The organism is Demequina sp. NBRC 110057 (genome assembly GCF_002090175.1).
GTDB lineage: Bacteria > Actinomycetota > Actinomycetes > Actinomycetales > Demequinaceae > Demequina.
In genome coordinates this window covers 487,131-505,897 of sequence record NZ_BBRN01000003.1, presented here as the reverse complement: position 1 = coordinate 505,897, position 18,767 = coordinate 487,131, and the positions used below count along the sequence as shown (strand labels likewise).

General features: G+C 69.6%; 19 protein-coding genes. 15 read left to right on the top strand and 4 right to left on the bottom strand.

Features of this window, described 5'->3' with window-relative positions:
- The first annotated feature begins 56 nt into the window (after nt 1-56).
- The 4 genes from B7K26_RS02325 to B7K26_RS02310 all read left to right on the top strand — a co-directional run bounded on the left by B7K26_RS02325 (nt 57) and on the right by B7K26_RS02310 (nt 1,341).
- A complete protein-coding gene (locus B7K26_RS02325; RefSeq protein ID WP_084077061.1) occupies nt 57-437 on the top strand; it encodes a helix-turn-helix domain-containing protein in 381 nt (126 codons plus the stop codon).
- A gap of 86 nt (nt 438-523) precedes the next feature.
- Entirely contained in the window at nt 524-742 is a 219-nt protein-coding gene (locus tag B7K26_RS02320) for a hypothetical protein (protein WP_084077060.1), read from the top strand.
- A 73-nt stretch (nt 743-815) separates the two neighbouring features.
- Nucleotides 816-1,034: a hypothetical protein gene (locus B7K26_RS02315; protein ID WP_084077059.1), complete on the top strand. Its 219-nt coding sequence runs from the start codon at nt 816-818 to the stop codon at nt 1,032-1,034.
- A 121-nt stretch (nt 1,035-1,155) separates the two neighbouring features.
- Nucleotides 1,156-1,341, top strand: coding sequence for a hypothetical protein (locus B7K26_RS02310; RefSeq protein ID WP_084077058.1), 186 nt, complete (start codon nt 1,156-1,158; stop codon nt 1,339-1,341).
- On the opposite strand, the gene B7K26_RS02305 is transcribed toward B7K26_RS02310, so the two are convergent.
- Nucleotides 1,338-1,892: a low molecular weight phosphatase family protein gene (locus B7K26_RS02305; RefSeq protein ID WP_084077057.1), complete on the bottom strand. Its 555-nt coding sequence runs from the start codon at nt 1,890-1,892 to the stop codon at nt 1,338-1,340. The two genes, B7K26_RS02310 and B7K26_RS02305, sit on opposite strands and share 4 nt — an antisense overlap.
- A gap of 45 nt (nt 1,893-1,937) precedes the next feature.
- Between B7K26_RS02305 and B7K26_RS02300 the strand changes: the two genes are divergently transcribed.
- The 8 genes from B7K26_RS02300 to B7K26_RS02265 all read left to right on the top strand — a co-directional run bounded on the left by B7K26_RS02300 (nt 1,938) and on the right by B7K26_RS02265 (nt 11,110).
- Entirely contained in the window at nt 1,938-3,224 is a 1,287-nt protein-coding gene (locus B7K26_RS02300; protein WP_084077535.1) for a homoserine dehydrogenase, read from the top strand.
- A complete protein-coding gene (gene thrC, locus B7K26_RS02295) occupies nt 3,225-4,283 on the top strand; it encodes a threonine synthase (protein ID WP_084077056.1) in 1,059 nt (352 codons plus the stop codon).
- A 29-nt stretch (nt 4,284-4,312) separates the two neighbouring features.
- Complete coding sequence (gene thrB / locus B7K26_RS02290) at nt 4,313-5,212, top strand: homoserine kinase (RefSeq protein WP_307188075.1); 900 nt, start codon at nt 4,313-4,315, stop codon at nt 5,210-5,212.
- Nucleotides 5,213-5,280: 68 nt separating this feature from the next.
- Nucleotides 5,281-5,970, top strand: a complete 690-nt coding sequence (locus tag B7K26_RS02285) for a ThuA domain-containing protein (RefSeq protein WP_084077054.1) — start codon at nt 5,281-5,283, stop codon at nt 5,968-5,970.
- 43 nt (nt 5,971-6,013) lie between these two features.
- The gene (locus tag B7K26_RS02280; RefSeq protein ID WP_084077534.1) at nt 6,014-6,604 is read left to right on the top strand and encodes a GNAT family N-acetyltransferase; all 591 of its coding nucleotides are present in this window, start codon (nt 6,014-6,016) and stop codon (nt 6,602-6,604) included.
- 26 nt (nt 6,605-6,630) lie between these two features.
- Nucleotides 6,631-7,248, top strand: a complete 618-nt coding sequence (locus B7K26_RS02275) for a TetR/AcrR family transcriptional regulator (RefSeq protein WP_084077053.1) — start codon at nt 6,631-6,633, stop codon at nt 7,246-7,248.
- Nucleotides 7,245-9,032 carry an ABC transporter ATP-binding protein gene (locus B7K26_RS02270; protein ID WP_084077052.1) on the top strand — a complete coding sequence of 596 codons (1,788 nt, stop codon included), beginning with the start codon at nt 7,245-7,247 and terminating at the stop codon, nt 9,030-9,032. The genes B7K26_RS02275 and B7K26_RS02270 overlap by 4 nt, the downstream gene beginning before the upstream one ends.
- A complete protein-coding gene (locus B7K26_RS02265; RefSeq protein ID WP_084077051.1) occupies nt 9,032-11,110 on the top strand; it encodes an ABC transporter ATP-binding protein in 2,079 nt (692 codons plus the stop codon). Before B7K26_RS02270 ends, B7K26_RS02265 begins: the two co-directional genes overlap by 1 nt.
- A gap of 66 nt (nt 11,111-11,176) precedes the next feature.
- Here B7K26_RS02265 and B7K26_RS02260 read toward each other — a convergent pair whose 3' ends face one another.
- Together B7K26_RS02260 and B7K26_RS02255 are read right to left on the bottom strand one after the other, a co-directional pair.
- The gene (locus B7K26_RS02260; RefSeq protein WP_084077050.1) at nt 11,177-12,241 is read right to left on the bottom strand and encodes an ABC transporter permease; all 1,065 of its coding nucleotides are present in this window, start codon (nt 12,239-12,241) and stop codon (nt 11,177-11,179) included.
- Nucleotides 12,238-13,758, bottom strand: a complete 1,521-nt coding sequence (locus tag B7K26_RS02255) for a sugar ABC transporter ATP-binding protein (RefSeq protein ID WP_234998657.1) — start codon at nt 13,756-13,758, stop codon at nt 12,238-12,240. The genes B7K26_RS02260 and B7K26_RS02255 overlap by 4 nt, the downstream gene beginning before the upstream one ends.
- A gap of 316 nt (nt 13,759-14,074) precedes the next feature.
- Here B7K26_RS02255 and B7K26_RS02250 point away from each other — a divergent pair, with 316 nt between their 5' ends.
- The 3 genes from B7K26_RS02250 to B7K26_RS02240 all read left to right on the top strand — a co-directional run bounded on the left by B7K26_RS02250 (nt 14,075) and on the right by B7K26_RS02240 (nt 17,430).
- Nucleotides 14,075-15,136 (top strand): substrate-binding domain-containing protein, encoded by a 1,062-nt coding sequence (locus B7K26_RS02250; RefSeq protein WP_084077049.1) that lies wholly within the window; start codon nt 14,075-14,077, stop codon nt 15,134-15,136.
- An 87-nt stretch (nt 15,137-15,223) separates the two neighbouring features.
- Nucleotides 15,224-16,393 (top strand): Gfo/Idh/MocA family protein, encoded by a 1,170-nt coding sequence (locus B7K26_RS02245; protein WP_234998656.1) that lies wholly within the window; start codon nt 15,224-15,226, stop codon nt 16,391-16,393.
- A 35-nt stretch (nt 16,394-16,428) separates the two neighbouring features.
- Nucleotides 16,429-17,430 carry a sugar phosphate isomerase/epimerase gene (locus tag B7K26_RS02240; RefSeq protein ID WP_084077048.1) on the top strand — a complete coding sequence of 334 codons (1,002 nt, stop codon included), beginning with the start codon at nt 16,429-16,431 and terminating at the stop codon, nt 17,428-17,430.
- 64 nt (nt 17,431-17,494) lie between these two features.
- Here the strand turns inward: B7K26_RS02240 and B7K26_RS02235 are convergent, their stop codons facing one another.
- Nucleotides 17,495-18,688 carry an ROK family transcriptional regulator gene (locus tag B7K26_RS02235; protein ID WP_084077047.1) on the bottom strand — a complete coding sequence of 398 codons (1,194 nt, stop codon included), beginning with the start codon at nt 18,686-18,688 and terminating at the stop codon, nt 17,495-17,497.
- Nucleotides 18,689-18,767: the final 79 nt, after the last annotated feature.

Genomic DNA, 18,767 nt, shown 5'->3' with positions numbered 1-18,767 from the left:
GCTAACGATTCGTAAGTCGCTATCTATTCCGCAGTTTCGAGAGTAATCTAGGGGGCGTGAAGGAGAGCGTCGCGCCCAGTCAGGCCCTGGTGGCCGACGTCTTCGCGCGCGCCTGCACCTCTCGCTCCACCTTCGAGGACATCGCCGGAAAGTGGCCCTCCCTCATCCTTATCGCGCTCGGCGAGGGTTCGCAACGGTTCGGCGAGCTGCGCGCACGAGTCGACGGCGTGAGTGAGCGCATGCTCGCGCAGTCGCTGCGCACCCTCGAGCGCGACGGCATGATCACGCGCACCGCACACGCCGAGGTGCCGCCGCGGGTCGACTACGCGCTGACCGAGCTCGGCGCGCAGGTCGCCACCCGCCTGCGTGACCTCGCGGACGTCCTGGAGGCTGCTGTGCCCGTCGTGACGGAGGCGCGCGCCCGCTACGACGCGTGAGCCGGAATCGGCCGGAAGGTCTTGGCCCCACCCCTCGTTGACGTCACTACGGCGGCACCGCGCCGCTCGCGACGAAGGGAGAGGTCATGGACGACCCCACCGAGAAGGACATCCACGAGGGCACCGAGGCCCTGCAGGAGATCGCCGCCGAGGTCGAGGCCGAGCGGGCCAGCGGGCACGGTGCCACGCTTCCGGACGACCACACCCCGGAGGATGACGGCGAGACGCGCGAGGACCACGAGGGCGAGGGCTCCCCGGCCCCCGCCGTGCCGCCTGGCGCGATCTACCCCGACGGCCGCACCTGAGAAGTATCTGAGAGGCCCCCAGGCGTTCCCTTGACGTAGCCGGATTCCCGGCCGCGAGTGGAAGGAGCAGGTCATGAGCCTCACGGACCACGAGGGCACCGATGCCCTGACCCGCCTCGCCCAGGAGGTCGAGGAGGAGCGTCGCACCAAGGGCCACACGGCCTTCGATGCGCAGGACGAGTCAGATGACCGTCAGACCGGCGAGACGCGAGGTGAGCGGGCCGAGGTCGACGAGAGCAGCGTCGACCCCAGCGGCGACAAGTTGCCGCCGCTGCAGGCCTTCGGTCACTAACGCGCCGCCTGGCGGCGACCCGGGAAGTCCCCCCTCAACGTCCCGGGTCGCCGCCGCTGGCATGTTTGGGGCACGATGGTCCCGCGGGCGACGAGGCCCGCATGGCAGTCAGGGGGACACCATGCAAGACGACGACGACGCCGACCGCGAGGACCTGGAGTCCATCGCGGCCACCTTCACCCTTCCCGATCCCGAGGCGCACGGCGACGAGGCCAGCGAGGACGAGGGCGCAGTGGAGAAGATCTCCCGATTGCCCATGAGCCACACCTTCCCGCCCGGGATGAGCGGCAACGGGCCCTCTCTCTAGGTGCGCCGGAGGCCCGCCCACGAGGTGAGCACCTCGAGGTCGTCGGCGATCTCGTCCATCACCCTGTTGTACGTGGCCTGGTCGAGCGACCACGGGTCGTCGAGGCTGCGCAGCGGCGCCGGATCGGCGGCGCGAGCCGCGTCCAGCGCGACGGCGGCATTCGCGAGGCGTTCTGCGGAGGTGTCGCCTGCGGGGCGCGCGGCCCTCGTCGCGAGCTCCGCCGCCTCCTTGATGCCGAAGACGTGCGGCGCGGTTCCGCCCCACTCCGCCTCGATCCAGCGGGCGTGCTGTTGCGTGGCGACCAGCACCAGGTCGGCCTGGCTGAGGATCCGCTTGTCCAACTGGGTGGGCCGATGCCGGGGAATGGCGAGGTCGTGTCGTGCGGCCGCGCGGCGCATCGGCTGCGGCACGTCGAGCCCGATCTCCGCGTAGATCCCGGCACTCGTGACCTCGGCGGCGTCGCCCCACTCGCGGCGAGCGAGGTAGTGCATCGCGGGGGAGCGGCAGATGTTGCCGGTGCAGACCATGGTCACGCGGGCGGGTCGAGTCATGGAGCCGACCCTAAGGGACGATGCCTACCCGATAGAGTGGGCGCCGTGTCCACCGCCGTAGCCCCCGTCAAGATCGCCATCCTCGGATGCGGGACCGTCGGCACCCAGGTGGTGCGACTCCTCACCGAGCAGCGCGATGACCTCTCCGCGCGCGTCGGCGCGCCCGTCGACATTGCGGGCATCTACGTCCGCGACACGTCCGTGCCGCGCGACGACGTGGTGCCAGTCGACCTCCTCACGTCGGACGCCGAGACCCTCGTGGATGCGGCCGATGTGGTGGTCGAGGTCATGGGTGGTGACGAGCCCGCGCGCACGCTGATCCTGCGCGCGCTCGCGGCCGGCACCGGTGTCGTGACGGCCAACAAGGCGCTGCTCGCCACCCGCGGAGCCGAGCTGTACGAGGCGGCCGACGAGGCCGGCGCCGACCTGTACTTTGAGGCCGCCGTCGCCGGTGCGATCCCGCTGGTGCGTCCGGTGCGCGAGTCGCTCGCGGGGGACCACGTCACCCGCATCCTCGGCATCGTGAACGGCACCACCAACTACGTGCTCGACGAGATGACGACGAAGGGCCTCGACTACGCCGACGTGGTCGCGGAGGCGCAGCGCCTCGGCTACGCGGAGGCGGACCCGACCGCCGACGTGGGCGGCCACGACGCCGCAGCGAAGGCCGCGATCCTCGCCTCGCTCGCGTTCCACCAGCGCGTGCACCTCGACGACGTGTACTGCGAGGGAATTACCGAGGTCTCGGCGGACGACATCGCCGCGGCCAAGGAGACCGACAGGGTCATCAAGCTGCTCGCCATCGCGGAGCGCGCCGAGGACGGCGTGAGTGTCCGCGTTCACCCCACGCTGCTGCCGTCGTCCCACCCGCTCGCGGGCGTGCGCGGCGCGTTCAACGCCGTCTTCGTCGAGGCCGAGGCCGCGGGCGAGCTCATGTTCTACGGGCAGGGCGCCGGCGGCGCCCCCACGGCATCGGCCGTCCTGGGAGACGTCGTGTCCGTCGCGCGCCACGTCGCAGGAGGCGGCCGCGGCCCGCGCGAGTCGAACTACGCGCGCCACGATGTGCTGCCGATGGACGCCGCGCAGACCCGTTACGCCGTGCGCATGAGCGTGCAGGACCGCCCGGGCGTGCTGTCCGCGGTCGCGCAGATGTTCGCCAACCACGGCGTGGGCATCGAGTCCGTGCGCCAGATGGCGGGCAAGGGCCACGCCGGCCTCATCCTGTCCTCGCACCGCGCATCCGAGGCCGCGCTCGCCGCGACCGTCGAGGACCTGCGCGCGTCCGATTCCGTCAATGATGTTTGGTCCGTCCTGAGGATCGAGGGAGAGTAAGTGGCACACGTGTGGCGCGGAGCCATCCGCGAATACCTGGAGCACATGCCGTTCGACGAGAGCGACCGGCTCATCTCGCTGGGCGAGGGCGGCACGCCGCTGGTCCACGCGCCCTCCATCTCCGCGGAGGTGGGGGCCGAGGTCTTCGTCAAGGTCGAGGGCATGAACCCGACCGGGTCCTTCAAGGACCGCGGCATGACGAGCGCCATGACCCAGGTGGTGAAGGACGGCGACCACACTGTCGTGTGCGCCTCGACCGGCAACACGTCGGCATCGGCCGCCGCTTACGCCGCCCACGCCGGGCTCAACTGTGTGGTGATGATCCCGCAGGGCAAGATCGCGGCCGGCAAGATGGCCCAGGCCATCGTCCACGGCGCCAAACTGGTCCAGGTGGACGGCAACTTCGACGAGTGCCTCGACATCGTCCGCTCCCTGTCCGAGGAGTACCCTGTCGCGCTCGTGAACTCGGTCAACCCGTACCGTCTGCAGGGACAGAAGACCGCGGCGTTCGAGATCATCGACCAGCTGGGCGACGCCCCCGACATCCACATGCTGCCCGTGGGAAACGCCGGCAACATCTCCGCGTACTGGATGGGCTTCACCGAGTTTGCCGATGCCGGCCGCGCCACCAAGCGCCCAAAGATCTGGGGAGTGCAGGCCGCCGGCGCCGCGCCGTTCGTCGCCGGACACCCCATCAAGGACCCCGAGACGGTGGCCACCGCGATCCGCATCGGCAAGCCGGCCTCGTGGGACCTCGCGGTCGCCGCGCGCGACGAGTCGGGCGGGTGGATCCGCGCCGTCTCCGACACGCAGATCCTCAACGCCCAGGCACGCCTTGCCGCCGACGTCGGCGTCTTCGTGGAGCCCGCCTCCGCCGCGCCGATCGCCGGACTCCTGGCGGCCGCCGCGCTCGGGGAGGTGCCGAAGGGTGCCACCATCACCTGCACGGTGACGGGTAACGGTCTGAAGGACACCGCGACCGCGCTCGAGGGCCGCGAGGTCGACCCGACCGTCATCCCCGTCGACGTCGCCGCAGCGGCGCAGGTCCTGGGGCTGTAACCATGCGTCTGGGCGCCGATCATGTGGTGGTGACCGTCCCGGCCACCGCGGGAAACCTCGGGTCGGGATTCGACTCGCTGGGCCTCGCGCTGGGCCTGGCGGACGAGATCGAGGTGCGGGCCGTCGCGTCGTCGCAGATCGAGCTCGAGATCGAGGGTGAGGGGGCGGAGACGCTTCCTCGCGACGAATCTCACCTCGTCGTGCGTGCCCTGCGCGCGGCGCTCGACCACGTGAACGCGTCCCAGACGGGGCTCGCGATCCGCGCCGTGAACCGTATCCCGCACGGGCGGGGCCTGGGATCGTCCGCCGCCGCCGTGGTGGCGGGTATCTCCGCCGCGCGCGGGCTGATCGCCGAACCCGAGGCGTTGTCCGCCGAGGTGGCGCTCGAGATCGCTACCCAGTTCGAGGGGCACCCCGACAACGCGGCTCCCGCCATCTACGGCGGCGCGACCGTCGCGTGGATGGGGGAGTCCGGCGCCAAGGCCGCGACCCTGCCGATGGCGGAGGGAATCGAGGCCGCTGTGCTGATCCCCGGCTCGGTGCTCCCCACCGAACAGGCGCGCTCCGTCCTTCCCGCGATGGTGCCGCACCGCGACGCCGCCTTCAATCTCGGCCGAGCCGCGCTCCTTGTCGCGGCGCTCGGCGGCCAGCCGGAGCTGCTCTTCGAGGGCACCGAGGACCGCCTCCACCAGACCTACCGCGCCGAGGTCATGCCCGCCGCCATGGCGATGCTGACGCATCTTCGCGCACAGGGCCTGGCCGCCGTCGTCTCGGGGGCCGGGCCCTCTGTCTTGGTGCTCGGCTCCGACCTCGCGTCTCACGGCCTCGCCTCCGGCATGCCCCAGTGGGCGCGCGGCATCGGCGGCGAGAACTGGCGTGCCGTTCACACCGTCGAGCGCGTACCAGGAGCCACGGCCCACCGTCTGTAGGGCGCATCCTGGCCCACCCGCATGCCCCGTCCTAGGATGGCGGCACGCAAGGGAGCGAGGGGAGACGCATGACCAGGCAGTGCTTGATTGTTCGCGGAGGGTGGCCCGGCCACGACCCGGTGGGTTCCACCGACTTGTTCGTCCCCTGGCTGGAGGGGCAGGGCTTCGTCGTCGACATCGAGGACACGCCCGAGGTCTACGCCGATGCGCATGCGATGGCTCGGTACGACCTCATCGTCCAGTCGGTCACGATGGGAAGCGCGACGGTCGACGAGGTGGCGGGCCTGCGCGCGGCCGTGGCCGCCGGGGCCGGATTCGCGGGATGGCACGGCGGGATCATCGATTCCTTCCGCAGCGCCACGGACTTCCTGCAGCTCACGGGCGCCCAGTTCGCCGCGCACCCTCACGCGCCTGAGGACCGCGGGCGCGGCGACGTCGAGGCTTACCGACGCTACACGGTGCGATTCACCGATGCCGCTGCGAGCCATCCCATCACCCAAGGCTTGACGGACTTTGAGGTCCACACCGAGCAGTACTGGGTGCTCGACGACGGACTGAACGACGTGCTCGCGGACTGCGAGCTGATCCCGGGCCGCGGGGACGAGTGGGCGCGCACCGTCACCATGCCTGTCGCCTGGACGCGGCAGTGGGGTCAGGGGCGGATCTTCGCCACCACCCTCGGCCACACTCTTGATGTTCTTCGCCTGCCTCAGACGACGACGCTCATCGAGCGAGGGATGGCCTGGGCAGCGCGCTGATCGGATCAGCGTGCCTGCGCGCACCCTGCGTAGGCTCTCCGTCATGACCATCCGGCCAGCCACGCCCGCCGACCATGACGCGATCGCGCGGATCTGCCTCCTCACCGGGGACGCAGGGGGCGACGACACGGGCAGGCATGGCGACGACGCGTTGCTTGCCGACGTCTACGCGACGCCGTACCTCCACGGGCCGGCGACCTTCGCGCTGGCGTGGGACGAGGGGGACGGACCTGTCGGCTACGTCATCGGCACCGCGGATACTCGCGCCTTCCAGGCGTGGTTCAGCGACACGTGGTGGCCCTCCGTGGCTGATCGCCACCCGCTGCGCGTCGAGGCAGACGAGAGCGTTCTCCGCGGCGCCGCGGACCCGGAGCGCCTCCTCGTCGACGTGGTCGCGGACTATCCCGCGCATCTTCACATCGACCTGCTTCCTCAGGCCCAGGGCAGGGGAGCGGGCCGCGCCCTCATCGAGGCGGCGTGCGCCCTCCTGGCCTCTCAGGGCGTCGCTGGCGTCCACCTCGATATCGATCCGCGTAACGACGGGGCGCGGCGGTTCTACCCGCGCGTCGGGTTCGCGAACCTCCCTGGGCACTCCGCGGAACTGTTCGTCCGCCGCCTTCAAGTTGCGGAGTGAGTGCTCACTCACTTACTCTCGAGCGCATGGCAACTTCCACCCGGGCGGCCCGGCTCTCCCCCGAGGAGCGGCGCGAGTCGATCCTCGATGCGGTCACGCCGCTCTTGCTCGATGTGGGCGCCGACGTCACCACCCGCCAGATCGCGGAGGCCGCAGGCGTTGCCGAGGGCACCATCTTCCGCGTCTTCGAGGACAAGGATGCGTTGCTCGCGGCCGCCGCCGCCCGCGTGATCGACGCCCGGCCGGCGGCGGGCCTCATCGCTGACGCCTCGCCCCGCACGGTCGAGGACGCCGCGCTCCACATCGTGGCGATCCAGGTGTCACGGATGCGCCGCATCGGAGCCGTGCTCATGCGGCTCTCGTTCAGGCCCGATCCGACCGATCACCAGCCCTCCGAGGCGCTTGATGCGGCGAGCGCCGCCCTTCTCGAGCCCTTCCGCGACAGGCTTGCCGTCGAGCCGCGCGCCGCGGCCGAGCATCTGCGGGTCCTCGCCTCGGGAGTCGTCCTCATCGACCGCGATGACCCCCACGCCCAGGTACGTCACGTCCGCACCGCGCTGGCGGGCCTCGCTCCGCCGGGCCGCGCCGCGGTTCCTCATCCCCTGTCCCCCGCATCACCCCCATTCACCGAGGAGGCCCCATGACGGCCGTCGCGACGCGCACCGACGAGGCGCGTACTCAGGACAAGACCAAGGGCGCGCTGTGGCCGCTGCTCGTTGAGTCCGTCAAGCCCTATTGGAAGCTCCTCCTCGGAGTGATCGTCTTCCAGGGCGCTCAGGCGGTGTGCAACCTGTACCTGCCGAGCCTCAACGCCGACATCATCGACAACGGCGTGGCCACCGGCGACATCCCCTACATCTGGCAGGTGGGCGGCATCATGCTTGCCCTGTCGCTGCTGCAGATCGTGTGCGCCATCGTCGCCGTCTACTTCGGCGCCAAGGTGGCGATGGCGGTGGGCCGCGACCTGCGCGGACGCATCTTTACGCGCGTGGGCTCGTTCAGCGAGAACGAGGTTCAGAAGTTCGGCGCGCCCAGCCTCATCACGCGCTCCACCAATGACGTGCAGCAGGTTCAGATGCTTGTCCTCATGGCCTGCACACTGCTGGTCACGGCGCCGTTCATGGCGATCGGCGGCGTGTTCATGGCGCTTCACCAGGACGTGGCGCTGTCGTGGATCTTCGTCATCGCCATCCCGCTGCTGCTGATCGCCGTGATCGCGATCATCTCGCGCATGGTGCCGCATTTCCAGCGCATGCAGAAGCGCATCGACGTGGTGAACAGGGTCATGCGCGAGCAGCTCACGGGCATCCGTGTGGTGCGCGCGTTCGTGCGCGAGCGCGAGGAGGTGGGCCGCTTCGCCGACGCGAACGAGAAGGTCACCGAGTCGGCCTACAAGGCAGGCCGCCTCATGGCCGCGATGTTCCCCATCGTGATGCTGGTCATGAACCTCTCGTCCGTCGCGGTGCTGTGGTTCGGCGCCGACCGCGTCGAGAGCGGCCAGATGGAGGTGGGCGCGCTCACGGCGTTCCTGACCTACCTCATCCAGATCCTCATGTCCGTGATGATGGCGACCTTCCTGTTCGTCCTGCTGCCGCGCGCCTCGGTGTCCGCGGATCGCATCGGCGAGGTGCTCGGCACCTCCAGCACCGTCGTGGAGGCGGCCGATGCCTCGGCTGGCTTCACGGAGAAGGGCACCGTGGTCTTTGACGACGTCACCTTCGCCTACCCGGGCGCCGAGGAGCCGGTGCTGAAGAACATCAGCTTCACGGCGCGCCCCGGCACCACCACCGCGATCATCGGCTCGACGGGTGCGGGCAAGTCGACCCTGGTGGGCCTGGTGCCCCGCCTGTACGACGCGACGAGCGGCACCGTCCGCATCGACGGCCTCGACGTGCGCGACGCCGGGCTCGAGGACCTGTGGAAGCGCATCGGCCTCGTGCCCCAGCGCCCCTACCTGTTCTCCGGCACCGTGGGCTCCAACCTGCGCTACGGGAACGAGAGCGCGACCGACGAGGAGATCTGGGAGGCGCTGACCGTCGCCCAGGGCGCCGACTTCGTCGAGGCCATGCCCGAGGGCCTCGACACCCCGATGGCCCAGGGCGGCACCACCGTTTCGGGAGGCCAGCGCCAGCGCCTGTCCATCGCCCGCGCCCTCGTGAGGAAGCCCGAGATCCTGCTGTTCGACGACTCGTTCAGCGCTCTCGACACCGCCACCGACGCCCGCCTCCGTGCGGCGCTGAAGGAGGGTGCGGCCGATGCGACGGTCATCGTCGTCGCGCAGCGCGTCAGCTCCATCGTGGACGCTGACCAGATCCTCGTCATCGAGGACGGCGTGATCGTGGACCGGGGCACGCACCGCGAGCTCCTCGATACGTCGCCCACGTACCAAGAGATCGTCAGTACCCAGCTGCGGGCGGAGGAGGCGTGATGGCCGAGCAGACCGACACCAAGCCCGTCCAGGACGCCGACACCAAGGCGGCGGCGCGCAGCCGGCGCCCCGGCGGCGGCCCCGGCCCCATGGGTGGCGCGGGGATGCCCACCGAGAAGGCGATGAACTTCGGTGCGTCGCTGAAGCGCCTGTTCGGCCAGTTGCGGCCCGAGCGCACGCTCGTGGGACTCGTCATCCTCCTCGGCGCCGCCTCGGTGGCGCTCGCGGTCATCGGCCCCAAGATCCTGGGCAACGCCACGACCGTCATCTTCGAGGGCCTGATCAGCGGCACCGGCATCGACTTCGGTCACCTTCACGTGATCCTGTGGTGGGTCGCCGCGATCTACGTCGCGTCCTCGATCCTGTCCCTGATCCAGGGCTGGATCCTCAACGGGGTGACGCAGCGCACCGTCTACCGGCTGCGCGAGCGCGTCGAGCACAAGGTGCACCGCCTGCCGCTAAGCTACTTCGACAAGCACCAGCGCGGCGAGCTGCTGAGCCGCGTGACCAACGACATCGACAACGTGTCGCAGACGCTGCAGCAGACGCTGAGCCAACTGTTCACGTCGGTCCTCACTGTCATCGGCGTACTCGTGATGATGGTGGTGATCTCGCCGCTGCTTGCCTTGATCGCCGTCATCTCGATCCCGCTGACCCTCGTCATCGTGACGCAGGTGGCCAAGCGCTCGCAGACCAAGTTCGTCGCCCAGTGGAAGCACACGGGCGAGCTCAACGGCCAGATCGAGGAGACCTACACCGGCCACTCGCTCGTCAAGGTCTTCGGACGCCAGGCCCGCACGCAGGAGGAGTTCGACGCGAAGAACGAGGAGCTGTACCAGGCCTCATTTGGCGCCCAGTTCATCTCCGGCATCATCATGCCCGCCACGATGTTCATCGGGAACCTCGTGTACGTCGCGGTCGCCGTCGTGGGTGGAGTCATGGTCGCCAACGGCGCGCTGCCGCTGGGTGACATCCAGGCGTTCATCCAGTACTCGCGCCAGTTCCAGCAGCCGCTGAGCCAGCTGGGCTCGATGTTCAACCTGCTGCAGTCGGGCGTCGCCTCCGCGGAGCGCGTGTTCGAGTTCCTCGACGCCGACGACCAGAGCGACGACCCCGACCCCGCCGACACCCCCGGACAGTTCCGCGGGAGGCTCGAGTTCGAGGACGTGAAATTCTCCTACGACGCCGACAAGCCGCTCATCACGGGCCTGTCGATGGTGGCGGAGCCGGGCAAGACTGTCGCGATCGTGGGGCCTACGGGGGCGGGCAAGACGACGCTCGTGAACCTGATCATGCGCTTCTACGAACTCGACGGCGGGCGCATCACGCTTGACGGCACGGACATCGCCCACATGACCCGGGATGACCTGCGCAGCCGCACCGGCATGGTGCTGCAGGACGCCTGGCTGTTCGGCGGCACCATCCGGGAGAACATCGCCTACGGCCGCCCCGACGCGACCGAGGAGGAGATCCTCGACGCGGCCAGGGCGGCCTACGTCGACAGGTTCGTCCACTCGCTGCCGGACGGCTACGACACGGTCCTGGACGACGATGCGACCAACGTCTCGGTGGGTGAGCGCCAGCTCATCACGATCGCCCGTGCGTTCGTGGCGCGTCCCAGCGTGCTGATCCTCGACGAGGCCACCAGCTCGGTGGACACCCGCACCGAGCTGCTCGTGCAGCAGGCGATGGCGGACCTGCGCAAGGACCGCACCAGCTTCGTCATCGCCCACCGCCTGTCGACCATCCGCGACGCAGACGTCATCCTCGTCATGCAGCACGGCGACATCGTCGAGCAGGGAAACCACGACGAGCTCATCGCCGCCGGCGGGGCCTATGCGGCGCTGTACGAGGCGCAGTTCTCGGCGCCCGTCGACGCCGTCGACGACCCGCTCTCCGGGGGTGCCGTCACCGAAGAGCAGCTCGCCGTCCACGAGGCCGATGCGACGGTCGCCCCAATCCCTCCCTCGCCCGTCGAGGAGGGAGTGGTGCCCGAGACGCTACTGCCGCACGAGGCCGACGCGGCCACGGCATCGGCCACGGACGAGGACCCCACGGAGGGCGACGCCAAGGCATAACCGCCGACGCACGAAGGCCGCCGGACCCGAGAGGGGCCGGCGGCCTTCGTCATGGAAGCGAGGGCGTCAAGGAGAGGGAGAACCGCCCTCGCGGTTGGCGAAGCGCTGCTGAAGCATCACGGCGCCCACGATGATGACGCCCTTCGCGACCAGCTGCACCGAGGTGGAAAGGTTGTTTTGGGTGAACACGTTGGTGAGGGTCGAAAACAGCAGCACGCCGAGGACGGTGCCGCCGATGGTGCCGCGTCCTCCCACCAGCAAGGTTCCGCCGACGACGACGGCCGCGATGGCGTCAAGCTCGTACAGCTGTCCGTGCGTCGAGGTGCCGGCGGTAGTGCGTGACAGCAGCATCGTGGCGGCGATGCCTGCGCAGGCGCCGGCGAGCATGTACAGGTAGACGGTGTGCCGGCGAACGTTGACTCCCGCCAGGCGTGCGGCGGTGGCGTTGCCGCCGATGGCGACGGTGCGGCGCCCGAACGTGGTGCGGTTGAGAAGGAACCAGCCGCCCACCGCGACAAGCGCGAAGATCCACACCACCCAGGAGACGCCGAGCAGGTCGCCCCGGAAAAAGTCGAGGAAGCCGTCGTTGTTGACGACCTGGGTCTGACGCTGCGAGATGAGCTCGGCGAGTCCGCGCGCCGCGACAAGCATCGCGAGCGTCGCCATGAACGCCACGACCTTGCCGTAGGCGATGATGAAGCCATTGGTGAGTCCGGCGAGCACGCCCACCGCGATCGCGACGAACACCATGAGCGGCCAGAAGCCGTCGGCCGCCGTCTGAATCGCTCCCAGGCTCGCCACCACCGACGACAGGCCCAGCACCGATCCGACAGATAGGTCGATTCCTCCGGCGGTAATGACGAACGTGACGCCCACGGCCACCACACCGATCACCGAGGCGAGGCGTGCGATGACGAGGAAGTTGTCGTAGTTCATGAAGTTCTCGCCGGCGGTGACGGCGCCCACGACGACCAGCAGCGCGAGGGCGATGACGAGGCCGATGTTGCGGCCGGCGGTGGACGAGAACAGCCGCTTGAGGGTGGAACGGTCGTCGGCGGGCGGCGCCGCCGTCGGAGGCCCGTCGGGGGTGGCCGATGCCGGCGCGGACGGGGTGGTGGTCGGCTCGCTCACGCGGCACTTCCCTTCATGACGAGGTCGAGCACGCCGTGCTCGTCGATCTCGGTGGCGGGGCGGACGTCGAGGATGCGTCCGTCGGCGATGACGTGGACGCGGTCGGCGAGGCCGAGCACCTCCTCGATCTCGCTCGACACGACGAGGATCGCCGTGCCGGCCGCCGCGAGGCGGCGGATGAGGCTGTAGATCTCCACGCGCGCTCCCACGTCGACGCCGCGCGTGGGCTCGTCGAGCAGGAGCACTCGCGTGCCATGGATGAGCCAGCGGGCAAGCATGATCTTCTGCTGGTTGCCGCCCGACAGCGTGCGGGTGATGCGGTCCGGCTCGGCGGGGCGCAGGTCGAGGTCGCGCATCTGCTCCGCCGTGGCGCGACGCTCCGCCGCCTCGTCGAGGAGCCCGGCCTTAGCGAAGCGTGCAAACGTGGACAGGGTCGCGTTGCGGTAGATCGGCTCTTCGAGGATGAGGCCTTGGCTCTTGCGTTCCTCCGGAGCGAGGCCCATGTCGGCCGCGACGGCGTCGCGGACCGATCCCGGGCGCAGCGTCGTGCCGGCGACGGCGACGGTGCCGGCGGAGGCCTTGCGGTGCCCGGCAATGGTCTCCAGGATCTCGGAGCGGCCCGAGCCCACCAGCCCCGCGAGGCCCACAATCTCCCCGGCGCGGATGGTGAGGGAGACGTCCTCGAAACTGCCAGCGAGCGCGAGCGAGTCGACCTCAAGGACGACGGGCGCGTCCTCGGGCACGGCGACGCGGGGAGGGAAGACGTTCTCGACGTCGCGCCCGGTCATCAGCGAGATCAACTCACGGGTGGGGGTGGAGGCGACGGGGAGGTTGGAGGCCTCCGAGCGGCCGTCTTTGAGGACGGTGATCCGGTCCCCGATGCGCTCGATCTCCTCGAGCCGGTGGGAGATGTAGATGACGGCGATGCCCTGGTGGGTCAGTTCCTCGACGACGCGGAAGAGGTTGTCCACCTCCTCCGAGTCGAGCACCGCGGAGGGCTCGTCCATGATCATGAGCCTGATGTCGTGGGATAAGGCCCTCGCCATCGACACGATCTGCTGGTTGGCGGGGGAGAGGGTTCCCACCTCGCGCGTGGGGGACAGGTGGGCGTGGCCGAGCCGCGTCATGATCTCGCGCGTACGGCGATTTGCCTCGCGCCGGCGCAGCACTCCGCCCTTGTCGATCTCGTGGCCCAGGAAGATGTTCTCCGCGATGGTGAGGCCATCGACCACGTCAAGTTCCTGGTACATGGTCGCGATGCCGAGCTCGAGCGCCGCCACGGGATTGTCGATCGTGACGGGCTCGCCGTTCCAGATGATCTCGCCCTCGTCGGGCTGGTGCGCACCGGACAGGGTCTTGATGAGGGTCGACTTGCCGGCGCCGTTCTGGCCGAGCACGCAGTGGACCTCGCCCGGGCGCACCTGGAGGTCCACTCCTTTGAGCGCGCGGGCGTTGCCGAAGGTCTTCACGAGGCCCCGGACCTCGAGTAATGACACGGGGTGGTCGTCTTCGATCACGCGACGAACATAACATGCACGTCCGCGGTCGTCGCAAGAGGTGTGATGGCGGGCGTCCCGTGGCCGTGCTCGGTCACAGACGAACCGGATTGGCCATCTGCCTGGGAATTTACTCGTGAGAGCGCCGAAGTTCCGCGGCTGACCGTTGCCAAACCGTTATGACGAGAAACAAACAAAAGTTGCGCGCGGGCCGCAAAACGCTGCTAGCGTGACGATCGTCAGTGTGGACATCGACCGCCCGAACCCGTGAGGGGAGGGGCCCTGGGTGCACCGCATCACTGGCAAAGACGACAGTGATCCACATCAGGAGGAATCCATGTACGCATCCCGCTCGACGCGCAGGCGGATGCTCGCGGCCGGCACCATGGCGATCGCCACGGTTGCCCTGCTGGCGGGCTGCAGCTCCGACGACACCGACGGCTCTACCGACGACGCCTCATCCGACACCACCTCCGAGGCCGCGGCCGGGGACGGCGGTTCGGGCGAGACCGTCGTCATCGGCTTCTCCGGACCCGCCGCCGACCACGGCTGGCTCGGCGCCATCAACTCCGCGGCCATCGCCGAGGGCGAAAGCTACGACGACGTCGAGCTGAGGGTCGCCGAGGGCACCAACGACGCCAACCTGCAGATCAGCCAGGTGGAGACGTTCGTGAACGACGGCGTCGACGCCATCGTCCTGCTGCCCACCGACGGCGCGGCGCTGACCGAGGCCGCGATCAACGCGATGAACGCCGGCGTGCCGGTCGTCAACGTCGACCGCGAGTTCTCCTCGACGGAGGCCGCGCGCGTCACGATTCTCGGCGACAACTACGGCATGGGCGTCAGCGCCGGCGAGTACATCTGCGGCAAGCTCGGTGACCAGCCCGATGCTGTGGTCGCCGAGATCGCCGGCATCGACTCGCTGCCGCTGACGCAGGACCGCACCGCAGGCTTCAACGACGCGCTCGCCGAGTGCGGCCTGTCCGTGACGGCTCGCGTCGCCGCCGACTTCACCATCGCGGGCGGCCAGGAGTCGACCGCGCAGCTGTTGTCTGCCAACCCCCAGATCGACGCGATTTGGAATCACGACGACGACCAGGGCATCGGTGTCCTCGCCGCGATCGACGAGGCCGGACGTGACGAGTTCTTCATGGTGGGTGGCGCGGGTTCCGCCATCGCGATGAACGCCATCAAGGACGGCGACACCGTCCTCGAGGCCACCGTCATCTACCCCTCGACCCAGGCGGCAGACGGCATCGCGCTCGCCCGCCTTCTCGCCCAGGGTGCTTCCATGGGTGACCTCGTGTCGCCCGGAGTCCCGCACCGCATCGTGCTCGACGCCCCGGTCGTCACCGCGGAGAACGTCGACGAGTACCTCGAGTACGGGTTCGAGTCCTGACCACCCGGCCGGGGCCGGGGGAGCCATCGCCCCCGCCCCGGCCGGTGTCACCGCCCGTACGTCACCTGACAGGAAGAGACTCACACGATGACCGACACCCTTCGCGTCGCCATGATCGGCAACGGCTTCATGGGGGCAGCGCACTCCCAGGGCTGGCGCGTGGCCCCTCGCTTCTTCGACCTTCCGGCACGGCCAGAGATGGCGGTCCTCGTGGGGCGCGATCCCGGCAAGAACGCTCGGCTCGCGCGCCAGTGGGGGTGGCAGGAGGCCTCCGAGGACTTCGCCGCCGTGATCGCCCGGGACGACATCGACGTGGTCGACGTCGTGACGCCCGGCAACCTCCACTGCGACATGGCGATCGCGGCGCTCGAGGCGGGCAAGCACGTGCTGTGTGAGAAGCCGCTGGCTAACACCGTCGACGAGGCGCGGCGCATGGCCGATGCCGCCGCGGACGCGGCGGAGCGTGGGGTGTTCGCGATGGTCGGTTTCACCTACCGCCGTGTGCCGGCCGCGGCGTTCGCACGCGAGCTGGTGGCGACAGGAACCGTCGGCACGGTGCGCCAGGTGCGCGCCCAGTACCTGCAGGATTGGCTCGCCGACCCCCAGGCGCCGCTCACCTGGCGCATGGACAAGGCGAAGGCCGGCTCGGGCGCGCTGGGCGACATCGGCGCCCATGCCGTCGACCTCGCCCAGTTCATCACGGGCGATGTGGTCACCGACGTGTCCGGCGTCATGGAGACCTTCGTGAAGGAGCGGCCGATGCTCGGCGAAGGCCAGGGCCTGTCCGGTTCCGCCGGCGCGGGGACGGGGCCGGTCACGGTCGACGACTACGCCTCCTTCTCGGGGCGCTTCGCCTCCGGCGCACTCGGGGTGTTCGAGGCGACGCGCTTCGCGACGGGTCACAAGAACGGCCTCAGGATCGAGATCGCTGGGGACAAGGGGGCGATCCTGTTCGACCTCGAGGACCTCAACGCCTTGCAGGTGTACGACGCGACTGCGCCCGCGGGACGCCAGGGCTTCACCCGGATGCTCGTCACCGAACCCGAGCACCCCTATGTGGACGCGTGGTGGCCGGCGGGCCACATGCTGGGGTACGAGCACGGCTTCGTGCACCAGGCCAAGGACCTCGTCGAGGCGCTCGCGGCAGGCGAGCAGCCACGGCCCTCCTTTGCGGACGGCTACCAGGTGCAACGAGTGCTCGACGCGGTCGAGAGATCCGCCGGCGCGGGCTCCGCGTGGCGCGCCACCGCGGCCTGAGACTACTCACAAGAACTCAAGGAAGAGGACTGACGATGACCCGACCGATCTCCCTGTTCACCGGCCAGTGGGCGGACCTGCCCCTCGAGGAGGTGGCGACCCTCGCTGCGGGGTGGGGCTTCGATGGGCTTGAGCTGGCGTGCTGGGGGGACCACCTCGACGTGTCTCGCTGGGACGACTCCGAGTACGTCCAGGGCCGGCTCGACCTCATGCGGCGCCATGGCCTGGAGATCGTCGCGATCTCGAACCATCTCACGGGGCAGGCGGTGTGCGACGACCCCATCGATCGGCGCCATCAGGAGATCCTGCCTCCCGTGGTGTGGGGCGATGGCGATCCGGAAGGCGTGCGTCAGCGTGCCGCCGACGCCATGAAGGACACCGCGAGGATGGCCGCGCGCCTCGGCGTGCGTACCGTCGTCGGCTTCTCGGGGTCAAAGATCTGGAAGACCGTCGCGATGTTCCCGCCGGTGCCCGCCGACATGGTCGACGAGGGGTACCAGGACTTTGCCGACCGCTGGAACCCGATCATGGACGTGTTCGAGGCCGAGGGGGTGCGCTTCGCGCTCGAGGTCCACCCCAGCGAGATCGCCTACGACTACTGGACCGCCAAGCGCACCCTCGAGGCCATCGGCCACCGCGAGTCGTTCGGGCTCAACTGGGACCCCAGCCACATGGTGTGGCAGGACGTCGACCCGGTGGGCTTCCTGTGGGACTTCCAGGACCGCATCTATCACGTGCATTGCAAGGACACGCGGCGTCGCCTGAACGGGCGCAACGGCAGGCTGTCGTCGCACCTTGCGTGGGCCGACCCCCGCCGCGGCTGGGACTTCATCTCGACGGGCCACGGGGACGTGCCCTGGGAGGACGCCTTCCGCATGCTCAACGCGATCGGCTACGACGGGCCGCTGTCCATCGAGTGGGAGGACGCCGGGATGGACCGGCTGAAGGGCGCGCCGGAGGGGCTCGCGTTCGTGCGCGAGCACGCCTTCGACGCTCCCGACGCAGCCTTCGACTCCGCTTTCAGTTCCACCGACTAGGCACCCGCGCCTCGGCCCCCGCCTCTACCGCCACGGGGGTAGGGGGCGGGGGGAGCGGGGCGGCTTAGGCGGTGACGTCGCGGACGAGTGCCTCGACGCTTTCGGCCGACAGCGCCAGCTGGATCGCCATCGACGAGGCTCCCGAGACGGCCGCCTTGTCGGACCCGCGTGAGCGGACAATCTGGAGGTTGCCCGACGCCAACGGAGTCGACCTCGCGTACACGGCCTCGCGCGCGCCCGCGAGGAGGTGGTCGCCGGCGTTGGCGACGGCCCCCCCGAGCACGATGACGGCGGGGTTGATGAGGCTCACACAGGTGGTGAGGACGCGGCCGATGATCCTGCCGGCCTCGCGCACGGCACGAATGGCGTCGATGTCTCCCTGATTCACCGCCGCCGCAACGTCCTGCGGGCCGTGCACGTCGAGCCCTCCCGCGCGGAGCTGGGCGGCGATTGCGGGGCCAGCGGCGATCGCCTCGAGGCAGCCGGTCGATCCGCATCGGCACGGCACCTCGTCGGCCTCGGGAACCCAGACGTGGCCGATGTCTCCGGCGATTCCCATGGCGCCCCGGTGGACGCGGCCACCGGCGATGACACCAGCGCCGATGCCCGTGGACACCTTGATGAAGAGCAGGTCATCGACCTCGGGCCAGTGGTCGTTGTGCTCGCCGAGCGCCATCACATTGACGTCGTTGTCGACGAGGGTGGGAACGCCGAAGGCGCCGGTGAGTGTCTCGGGCACATCAAAACGGTCCCAGCCGGGCATGATCGGCGGGTCGACGGGGCGTCCTGTCGTGTGTTCCACCGGGCCGGGAAGGCCGACGCCGACCGCCCTGAGGAAACCTGGTCGGTCGAGGTTGGCGAGCAGCCTCTGGCCCTGCTCGATCACCCAGGCGAGCACCACATCGGGGCCCTCCGCGACGGCGAGGGACTCCTTGACGTCGACGAGCAGTGTGCCTTCGAGGTCACTGACTCCGATGTGGACGTGGGTGGCACCGATGTCGACGCCGAGGACGCCGTACGCGGTCCCATCGAAGGCGAACTGGCGCGAGGGGCGGCCGCCGGTGGAGGCGGCATCGGCCACGGAACGGATGAGGCCCGTGCGCAACAGGGCGTCGACGCGGGCCGCGACGGTCGAGCGTGCGAGCCCTGTGAGGGTGGCGAGCTCAGAACGGGTGCGGGGCTGCCCGTCACGCAGAAGTTGGAAGATTTCCGACTGCGCGGAGCCGCTCAGTGTCTCCTGTCCGCGCGGGTCGAGCATGCGTGAATGCTACCGGACTAAGGGACGTAAAGGTGCCTCGTAAACGCCGCCCTCGCCGACTTATGAACTGCGATCGTCA

Bases quoted from the DNA above. Each gene is read 5' to 3' on its own strand.
- B7K26_RS02280 (WP_084077534.1), top strand. From the start codon at position 6,014: ATGACCATCCGGCCAGCCACGCCCGCCGACCATGACGCGATCGCGCGG.
- B7K26_RS02235 (WP_084077047.1), bottom strand. From the start codon at position 18,688: ATGCTCGACCCGCGCGGACAGGAGACACTGAGCGGCTCCGCGCAGTCG.
- B7K26_RS02305 (WP_084077057.1), bottom strand. From the start codon at position 1,892: ATGACTCGACCCGCCCGCGTGACCATGGTCTGCACCGGCAACATCTGC.
- B7K26_RS02285 (WP_084077054.1), top strand. From the start codon at position 5,281: ATGACCAGGCAGTGCTTGATTGTTCGCGGAGGGTGGCCCGGCCACGAC.
- B7K26_RS02270 (WP_084077052.1), top strand. From the start codon at position 7,245: ATGACGGCCGTCGCGACGCGCACCGACGAGGCGCGTACTCAGGACAAG.
- B7K26_RS02275 (WP_084077053.1), top strand. From the start codon at position 6,631: ATGGCAACTTCCACCCGGGCGGCCCGGCTCTCCCCCGAGGAGCGGCGC.
- B7K26_RS02310 (WP_084077058.1), top strand. From the start codon at position 1,156: ATGCAAGACGACGACGACGCCGACCGCGAGGACCTGGAGTCCATCGCG.
- B7K26_RS02320 (WP_084077060.1), top strand. From the start codon at position 524: ATGGACGACCCCACCGAGAAGGACATCCACGAGGGCACCGAGGCCCTG.
- B7K26_RS02245 (WP_234998656.1), top strand. From the start codon at position 15,224: ATGACCGACACCCTTCGCGTCGCCATGATCGGCAACGGCTTCATGGGG.
- B7K26_RS02315 (WP_084077059.1), top strand. From the start codon at position 816: ATGAGCCTCACGGACCACGAGGGCACCGATGCCCTGACCCGCCTCGCC.
- B7K26_RS02250 (WP_084077049.1), top strand. From the start codon at position 14,075: ATGTACGCATCCCGCTCGACGCGCAGGCGGATGCTCGCGGCCGGCACC.
- B7K26_RS02265 (WP_084077051.1), top strand. From the start codon at position 9,032: ATGGCCGAGCAGACCGACACCAAGCCCGTCCAGGACGCCGACACCAAG.
- B7K26_RS02240 (WP_084077048.1), top strand. From the start codon at position 16,429: ATGACCCGACCGATCTCCCTGTTCACCGGCCAGTGGGCGGACCTGCCC.